5 protein-coding genes and 1 pseudogene are annotated in these 6,421 nt (G+C 75.6%); 4 read left to right on the top strand and 2 right to left on the bottom strand.

Annotated elements, in window-relative coordinates; genetic code table 11:
* Positions 1-49 precede the first annotated feature (49 nt).
* Together VQ03_RS06315 and VQ03_RS06320 are read right to left on the bottom strand one after the other, a co-directional pair.
* The gene (locus VQ03_RS06315; protein WP_048450026.1) at positions 50-799 is read right to left on the bottom strand and encodes an SDR family NAD(P)-dependent oxidoreductase; all 750 of its coding nucleotides are present in this window, start codon (positions 797-799) and stop codon (positions 50-52) included.
* 5 nt (positions 800-804) lie between these two features.
* Positions 805-1,662 carry a 2,4-didehydro-3-deoxy-L-rhamnonate hydrolase gene (locus VQ03_RS06320; protein WP_048450027.1) on the bottom strand — a complete coding sequence of 286 codons (858 nt, stop codon included), beginning with the start codon at positions 1,660-1,662 and terminating at the stop codon, positions 805-807.
* 175 nt (positions 1,663-1,837) lie between these two features.
* On the opposite strand from VQ03_RS06320, the gene VQ03_RS06325 reads away from it, so the two are divergent.
* The 4 genes and pseudogenes from VQ03_RS06325 to VQ03_RS06340 all read left to right on the top strand — a co-directional run.
* Positions 1,838-2,659 carry an IclR family transcriptional regulator gene (locus tag VQ03_RS06325; protein WP_083467815.1) on the top strand — a complete coding sequence of 274 codons (822 nt, stop codon included), beginning with the start codon at positions 1,838-1,840 and terminating at the stop codon, positions 2,657-2,659.
* A 186-nt stretch (positions 2,660-2,845) separates the two neighbouring features.
* The gene (locus VQ03_RS06330; RefSeq protein WP_048450028.1) at positions 2,846-4,813 is read left to right on the top strand and encodes a methyl-accepting chemotaxis protein; all 1,968 of its coding nucleotides are present in this window, start codon (positions 2,846-2,848) and stop codon (positions 4,811-4,813) included.
* Positions 4,806-6,128 carry a chemotaxis protein CheW gene (locus VQ03_RS06335; protein WP_053078429.1) on the top strand — a complete coding sequence of 441 codons (1,323 nt, stop codon included), beginning with the start codon at positions 4,806-4,808 and terminating at the stop codon, positions 6,126-6,128. Before VQ03_RS06330 ends, VQ03_RS06335 begins: the two co-directional genes overlap by 8 nt.
* Positions 6,125-6,409: pseudogene (locus VQ03_RS06340) on the top strand (response regulator); the annotation flags it as partial. The gene VQ03_RS06335 and the pseudogene VQ03_RS06340, both read left to right, overlap by 4 nt.
* Positions 6,410-6,421: the final 12 nt, after the last annotated feature.

The following is a 6,421-nucleotide window of genomic DNA, read 5'->3' on the forward strand; positions in this document are numbered from 1 at the left end:
CCCGGGAGAGCAAAATGGTGCCGCCCCCGCCTGAGCGAGGGCGACAGGATCAATAGGTCGCCCGCCCGCCCGACACGTCGAACACCGCGCCGGTCGAGAACGAGGCCTCCTCGCTCGCCAGGAAGCAGATCAGCGACGTCACCTCGTCGATGGCGCCGAAGCGGCCGATCGGGATCTTCGACAGCATGAAGTCGATGTGCTGTTGCGTCATCTGGTCGAAGATCGCGGTGCGCACCGCCGCCGGCGTGACGCAATTCACCCGGATCTCCGACTTCGCCAGCTCCTTACCGAGCGACTTCGTCAGCCCGATCACCCCGGCCTTGGAGGCCGAATAGGCCGAGGCGTTGGGGTTGCCCTCCTTGCCGGCGATCGACGCGACGTTGACGATGCGGCCGTAGCCGCCCGCCTCCATCGCCGGCACCGCGGCACGGTTGCAGTAGAACAGGCCGTTCAGGTTGACGTCGATCACCCGCTGCCAGGCCTCGACGGGATAGTCGCGCAAGGTCGTGTTCGGCCCGGTGATGCCGGCGCTGCAGACCAGCACGTCGAGCCGGCCCCCGAGGGCCGCCAGGGTCTCGCGCATGGCGGATTCGACCGCGGCGGAATCCGCGATGTCGAGGGTCCGCGCGTCGGCGGCGCCGGATTCGGCCTTGGCCTTGGCCAGGGCCTCCTCGTTCAGGTCCCAGAGGGCGACCGTCGCGCCCTCGTCCTTCAATCGCGCGGCGACCGACAGGCCGATGCCGGAAGCGCCGCCGGTGACGAGGGCGGTGCGGCCCGCGAAGCGGTGGGGGAAGGTCATCCGTCTCAGTCCCGGCGCTGCCAGGCGGTCACGTCCTGGCGCTGCTCACCGAGCTTCTCGATGCCGAGCGTCATCACGTCCCCGGCCTTCAGGAAGACCGCCTCGGGCTTCATGCCCATGCCGACGCCGGGGGGCGTGCCGGTGGTGATGATGTCGCCGGGCATCAGGGTCATGAAGCGGCTGACGTAGGAGACGATCTGCGCGCAGGTGAAGATCATCGTCCGGGTGTTGCCGGTCTGCATGCGGCGGCCGTTGAGGTCGAGCCACATGTCGAGATTCTGCGGGTCGCCGACCTCGTCGGAGGTGACGAGCCAGGGGCCGACCGGCCCGAACGTGTCGCAGCCCTTGCCCTTGTCCCAGGTGCCGCCGCGCTCGATCTGGTACTCGCGCTCGCTGACGTCGTTGACGAGGCAGTAGCCGGCCACGTAGTCCAGCGCCTGCGCCTCCTCGACGTAGGACGCGCGCCGGCCGATCACGATGCCGAGCTCGACCTCCCAGTCGCTCTTCACCGAATCCTTCGGCAGCATCACCGGATCGTTCGGGCCCGACAGCGAGCTGATCGCCTTGGTGAAGACGATCGGCTCCTTGGGCACCGGCAGGTTCGACTCGGCGGCGTGATCGGCGAAGTTGAGGCCGATGGCGATGAACTTGCCCACATTCGCCACCGGCGTGCCGAGGCGCGGCGCACCCTCGACCACCGGCAGGCTGGCGGCATCGATCGCCGCCAGGCGGGACAGCGCCTCGGGGCCGAGCGAGGCGGGGCCGAGATCGGGCAGATGGCCGGACAGGTCGCGGATGCGGCCCTCGGCATCGAGCAGGCCGGGCTTCTCCTGGCCCACGGGGCCGTAGCGCAACAGCTTCATCGGGTCGAACCTCCTGGGAATCGGGGCGCATGCCTCACGGCGCGCAGGTCTGCGGGCGCGGGGCAGGGCGGGACGGAGGTCGTCGGCACGGCGGTTTCCTCCGGCACGGCCCTGGCGCCGCACCAATCGATCCCATATATTGGGATCTTGTTCTTGTATGTGGGACGATACGCCTATGGCCTCGAAGCCGTCAACCGGGGAGCCGGGCGCGGCACCAGGGAGTGCCGCATCTGGGAGTGCCGCACCTGGGAGTGCCGCACCTGGGAGCCAGACGCTGCTGCGCGGCCTCGCCATCCTGGAGGCGGTGGCGGGCGGTGCCCGCGACCTCGCGGCCTTGTCGGCCTCGCTCGGCACCACCCGCAGCACCACCCACCGCCTCGCCGCGGCCCTGGTCGAGCAGCGCTATCTCACCTTCGCGCCGCGGGACGGCTACGCCCTCGGCCCCAAGCTCCTCGAACTGGGCTTTCGCGCCCAGCAGGCGGTGCCGGTGACCCGGGTGGCACGGCCCCATCTCGAGCGCCTGTCGGCGGAATGCGGCGACACGATCCATCTCGGCGTGCTGGAGGGCGACTGGGCGCTCTACCTCGACAAGCTGCCCGGGCGCCGGCGCATCGAGATCAGCTCGCGCGTCGGCGAGCGTCAGCCGGTCTGGTCGACGGGCCTCGGCAAGGCGCTGATCCTCGACTTCGACGAGGCGCGCTGGCGGGACTTCTACCGCCTGGGGGACGCACGGGGCGGCCACAGCCCGGACCTGGGGACCTGGCTCGACCGGATGCGATCCTACGCGGCGCGGGGCATCGCCTATGACCGCGAGGAGAACGAGCCCGAGGTGCGCTGCGTCGCCGGCCCGATCCGGGATGCCAGCGGGGCGATCGTCGCGGCGTTCAGCGTGACCAGCACGGTGCAGTACATGGACGAGCCCCGGATGGAGGCCCTGGCCGAGACGGTCCGGGCGGTCGCCGGGGGGATCAGCCGGGATCTGGGCTGGGCCGGGTAGCCGGCGACGCCGGCCGGGCCCGGCGGCGGGCCGCAGGGCCGAACGCGCCCCTGCCTGCGGGTCCGCGGACCGATGCCCTACTCCCCAACCCGATGCGCCCTCCGCGCTTGCCCCCGCCGCCCACCTCCGGCACACCGGCTCAGGCGCGAGCGGATCTTGCTCAGGCGCGAGCGGATCTTGGCTGCAATGGCATTGGTGAAGAAGGCGAAGCTCGCGGATGCGGCCGCGGCGGGCCGCCGGGACGGCGGGGCCTCCGCGGTGCCGGACTCGGCGCAAGCGCCGGCGACCCGGCGCAGCCGGAATCGCGGGCGGGCGGCCGAGGGAGCGGACACGCGCCGGCAGAAGGCGACCGAGCGCCTGGGCGCCGCCACCGAGGAGCTGGCCGCCGGCGTCACCGAGGCCTCGGCGGCGGCCGAGGAGCTGCGCCGGGGGATGGAGCAGATCGCCGCCGGAGCCGAGGAGGCCGCCGGGGCGGCGCAGGAATCCCTCGCGGCGGTGGCGGCGATCGTCGGGCGCCTCGGGGAGGCGCGGGAGCGGGCCGACCTGTCGCGCCAGCGCACCGCCGCCTTCCAGTCCCTGCTCGCCGAAGCGAGCGCCCAGGCCACCCAGTCGGTCGCCGCGATCGAGGCCGAGGCCGGGCGGCAGGCCGTGACGGTCGGCATCGTCGGCGACCTCGACCGGGGCGCGGCGAGCATCGGCGAGGTGACCGGCACGATCGGCGGCATCGCGGACCAGACCGGGCTCCTCGCCCTCAACGCCGCCCTCGAAGCGGCGCGCGCCGGCGAGGACGGCCGCGGCTTCGCGGTCGTCGCCGACGAGGTGAGGGCACTGGCCGAGACCGCCGAGACGGGCGCCGGGGAGGTGCGGGAGCGGGCCGAGGCGATCCGGGCCGAAATCGGAGCGCTCGGCGGCGCCATCCGGGAAGCCGCCGCCCGGGCCGTGGCTGAGGCTGCCTCGGGCGCCCGCGTCGCCCGGCAGCTGGAGGCGGCACGGACCGATCTCGGGAGCCTCGCGGAAGGGGCGCAGGGCATCCTGGCCGCGGCCCTGCGGGCCGAGGCGACCACCCGCGAGGCGCAAGGCGGCGCCGAGCAGGTCGCGTCCGCCGCCGAGCAGCAGGCCGCCGCGGCGGAAGAGGCGCAGGCCGCGGTGGCGCAGCAGACCGAGGCTCTCGACCAGGGCCAGGCCACCGCCGAAGCGCTGGCGGCCCTGGCCGAGACCCTGAGCGCCGGCGCCGGCCGAGCGAGTGCCCAGAAGGTCGCGAGCGCTCAGGAGATCGGGAGCGCCGCCGACGCGCTCTCGGCCTCGATCCAGGAATTGTCCGGCGCCGCCGCCGAGATCCTGGCCGCCATCGACCAGATCAGCCGCGGCCTGACCCTGCAGAGCGCCGCCGCCCGGCAATCCGCCGCGGCCATGGCGGAGATCGAACGCGTGGCCGAAGACGCCCGCACCGGGGCCGATCGCGCGCTGGCGCAGGTCGCGGCGATCGCCGGCGCCCTCCGGGAGGCCCGCGGCACCGTCGAAGCCCTCGCCGACGGCGTCGGGCAGGCCCTCGACGGGATGCGCGGCTCCCTCGACCGCCTCGGCGCGGTCGAGGCGGGCACCGGGCGCATCGAGACGATCGTCGAAGGCATCGCGCTGGTGGCCGTGCAGATCGGCATGCTGGCGGTGAGCGGCGCGATCGAGGCCGCCCGCGCCGGCGAGGCGGGCCAGGGCTTCGCCCTGGTCTCGGGCGACATCCGGGCGCTGTCGCGCGATGCCGCGGGCGGCGCCGAGCGGATCCGCGCCACGGTGCGGACGATCCGGGACGGCGCCGCCTCCCTGCGCCGCGCCCTCGAACGCTCCGTCGCGGCGGCCGAGGCCGAGGTGGCGAAGAACCGCACCCTCACGGCGGGCCTCGCCGCGGTCGAGACCGATGTGGGCGAGCTGGAGCGAGCCAACCGCGAGATCGCCGACGGCGCCGTGGCGATCCTCACCGCCGCCGCCGGCATCGCGGCGGGCGCCCGCCAGATCGCCGCGGCGGCCGAGGAGGCCGACCGGGCCTCGACCGAGGCCGCCACCGCCGCCCGCCAGCAGGCCCGAGGGGCCGAGGACCTGGCGGCGGCGGTCGAGGAGATCGCGCTGCTTGCCGACGAGCTGCAGGGCGCGGATGGCTGAGGCCGGGCCCGACCGCTTCCTCGTCGTCGCCCTCGCCGCGGGCCCGGAGGGCCGGCGCGTCGCCCTCCCGGCGGAGCGGGTGCGCGCCCTGGCGCCGGTCCCGGCCCTGACCCGGGTGCCCGGGGCGCCGGCCGCGCTCGTCGGCCTCGCCGACCGGCGCGGCGCGGCGCTCCCGGTCCTCGACCTCGCCCGGCTGCTCGCCCCCGACCGGCGCCCGGTGCCGGCGGGCCGGATGGTGCTGGCCGAGGCGCAGGAGCCGGTCGGGCTCCTCGTTCCCCGCGTCGTCGGATTGGCGGCGGATCCCGGCGCGGCGGCGATCCTCGACCTGCCGGGCCTCGTCGCCGGGCTGCTGCCCCGGCGGGTGGCGGGACTCGCCGACGCCGCCCCGCTTGCGGCGGCCCGGGCCGCCCCGGACCGCGCCCACGGCATCGCCCTGCTGGCGCTCACGGTCGCCGGGCGCCCCTATGCCCTGCCGCTCGACGCGGTCGAGGCGGTGGCGGGCTTGCCGGAAACCATCGCCACGCGGCCTGAGGCCGGGCCCGGTTCCCTCGGCACGATGCCCTGGCGCGGGCGGGCGCTGCCGCTCCTCTCCCTCGCCGCCCGGCTCGGGCTCGGGGCCGCCGCCGGCCGCCGGGTCGCGGTAGTCCGCGGCGTCGGGCTGGTGGCCGAGCGGATCGGGCCGGTGCTGCGCGTGAGCCCGGAGGCGATCGACCCGGTGCCCCGGACCCTGCGCCGGGCCGGGCCGGCGGCCGGCTTCGTCCGCCTCGACGGCGGCACCCTCGTCTGCCTCCTGTCGGCGCCGGCCCTGGTCGGCGAGGGGGTACCGGGCGGGGTGCCCGAGCCGTCCCTCGCCGCGCGCACGGAGCCGATGGTGGTCGTCGCCCTCGCCGGGAGGGCTTACGGATTGCCGGCCGGCGCGGTGCGCGCCGTGCAGCGGGCACCGGCCGCGCTCACCCGGGTGCCGCGGCGGACATCTCCCGCATCCGAGGGGCTTGCCGGGATGCTGGCGGGGCGCGGCGGGGCGCTGCCGGGCCTCGACCTCGGCCGGCGTCTCGGGTTGCCTCCTCGACCCGGGACCGGGCGCGAGCGCCTGGTCGTGGTCGAGGCGGGGGGCGTGCGGGCCGGCCTCCTCGTCGATGGCGCGATGCGGCTGGTGCGGCCGGAGGAAGGGGCGATCCGGCCCGTGCCGCCCCGGCCCGCCGGCCCGGACGCGGCGGTGACCCGGGTGGCGGAGCTGCGCGACGGCCCCCTGCCGCTGCTCGACCCGGCTGCGCTCCTCGGCCTCGCGGCGTCAGCCGGGGGGGCGCCGGCATGATCCGCCTTCTCGTGGTCGACGACTCGGCCCTGATGCGCAAGGTCCTGGGCGGCATCTTCGCCGCCGAGGGCGATTTCGAGGTGGCCTTCGCCCGCGACGGTCTCGAAGCCATCGATCTCCTGCCCCGCTTCGAGCCGGACGTGGTGACCCTCGACGTGACCATGCCGGGCCTCGACGGGCTCGCCTGCCTCGACCGGATCATGCTGGAGCGGCCCTGCCCGGTGGTGATGCTGTCCTCCCTCACCGCGGAGGGCGCCGAGGTGAGCCTCGACGCCCTGGCGCGGTGAGGGAGG

The organism is Methylobacterium tarhaniae (assembly GCF_001043955.1).
Classification (GTDB): domain Bacteria; phylum Pseudomonadota; class Alphaproteobacteria; order Rhizobiales; family Beijerinckiaceae; genus Methylobacterium; species Methylobacterium tarhaniae.

Coding starts and splice junctions, on each gene's coding strand:
- VQ03_RS06335 (WP_053078429.1), top strand. CDS start 4,806: ATGGCTGAGGCCGGGCCCGACCGCTTCCTCGTCGTCGCCCTCGCCGCG.
- VQ03_RS06315 (WP_048450026.1), bottom strand. CDS start 799: ATGACCTTCCCCCACCGCTTCGCGGGCCGCACCGCCCTCGTCACCGGC.
- VQ03_RS06330 (WP_048450028.1), top strand. CDS start 2,846: ATGGCATTGGTGAAGAAGGCGAAGCTCGCGGATGCGGCCGCGGCGGGC.
- VQ03_RS06325 (WP_083467815.1), top strand. CDS start 1,838: ATGGCCTCGAAGCCGTCAACCGGGGAGCCGGGCGCGGCACCAGGGAGT.
- VQ03_RS06320 (WP_048450027.1), bottom strand. CDS start 1,662: ATGAAGCTGTTGCGCTACGGCCCCGTGGGCCAGGAGAAGCCCGGCCTG.